Below are 1,201 nucleotides of genomic sequence, written 5' to 3'. Positions count from 1 at the left end.
CTAGTGCCGCGTCAGGCAACGTTGGATAGGTAATCCGGTCGGCGGATCTTGGATCCGACTGCGAAGTCGCGGACGGGTCTGGCGTGCTGGTTGCGCCAGCGGATGTAGGTACCGATCGCGTCGTCTTGTTCGTCGTGGCTGCGGTGATCGGTGCCATTGAGCGCGAAGTACCGCAGCGCGGCGAACTCGCACTCGATCCGGTTCAGCCACGACGAATACGTGGGCAGGAAGACGAGTTCGACGGCGTTGTCCGCGCACCATGTCCGGACCTCGGCGCGTTTATGGACCGAGTAGTTGTCGCAGATCAAATACAGTTTCTGCCCCGGCCACCGAGCTCGCAGGGACTTCAGGAACCCCAGAAACTCGGTCCATCGTTTTCGATCCCTGATCCGGTAGTACAGCTGCCCGGTCCGCAGGTCCAGCGCACCGAACATATGCCGGACACCCTGGGTGCGGCGGTAGGTCGCCCGCAGACGGCGCGGCCGTCGAGCAGCGAACCAGCCTCGGCCACTGCGGGGTTGCAGGTTCAGCGGCCCGAACTCATCCACGCAGATCACTCGACCGTCGTCCGGCGGGCGATCATAGAGGTCGAGCACCCGCGCCATCTTGGCCTGAAAATCCGGGTCGTTGCTGGCCTTCCAAGTTTTCGTGGCCTGCCACGACACCCCACCTGTCTTGAGAATCTGCCGGACGGTCTCGCGGCTGAGATCGGCAATTCCGTTGATCCGCAACACTTCCGCCAGTTTCGACAGGCTCCATGTCGAGAACGGCCACCCCAGGTCGCGGGGGCAGCACCGGGCGATCTGACAGATCCGATCACGCGTCGCCTGATCGGTCTTCGCCGGCCTGCCCCCGCTCCATTTTGGGTCCAGAGCGTCGAACCCCATCTCATTGAAGTCGTGGATCACCTGCCGCACATGCGATTCCGACACCTGCATCAGCTTCGCGATGAACCCGACCGGCTGATGCTGCGCCGAGGCCATCACTACTACCGCCCGCCGCATCCGCACTGGCACCTTGCTGCGCCGAGCGATCTGAGCCAGCCTGCGGCCCTCTTCGGGGGTCACCGCTCTGACGAACACATCCGGCTTGCGAGCCACCGGCATCACCTCCACCGGCAGCATCACCGCTCACCGGCCGAGGATCAACCCGCCACCCCGGACAACGGTTCCAGCATCAACCTTCCCGGACACGGCACTAG

The 1,201-nt window shown here is 64.0% G+C and carries 1 protein-coding gene; it reads right to left on the bottom strand.

Annotated features, from left to right (window positions below; translation table 11 throughout):
• Positions 1-11 precede the first annotated feature (11 nt).
• Positions 12-1,124 carry an IS630 family transposase gene (locus ABZ412_RS35830; RefSeq protein WP_357289758.1) on the bottom strand — a complete coding sequence of 371 codons (1,113 nt, stop codon included), beginning with the start codon at positions 1,122-1,124 and terminating at the stop codon, positions 12-14.
• Positions 1,125-1,201 lie beyond the last annotated feature (77 nt).

Source organism: Nocardia sp. NPDC005746 (assembly GCF_040630785.1).
Taxonomy (GTDB): Bacteria; Actinomycetota; Actinomycetes; order Mycobacteriales; family Mycobacteriaceae; genus Nocardia.
The sequence above is the reverse complement of the archived record's forward strand: the minus strand, read 5'-3'. Positions and strand labels throughout refer to the sequence as shown.

Excerpts from the sequence above, each read along its gene's own strand:
- ABZ412_RS35830 (WP_357289758.1), bottom strand. The coding sequence starts at position 1,124 with ATGCTGCCGGTGGAGGTGATGCCGGTGGCTCGCAAGCCGGATGTGTTC.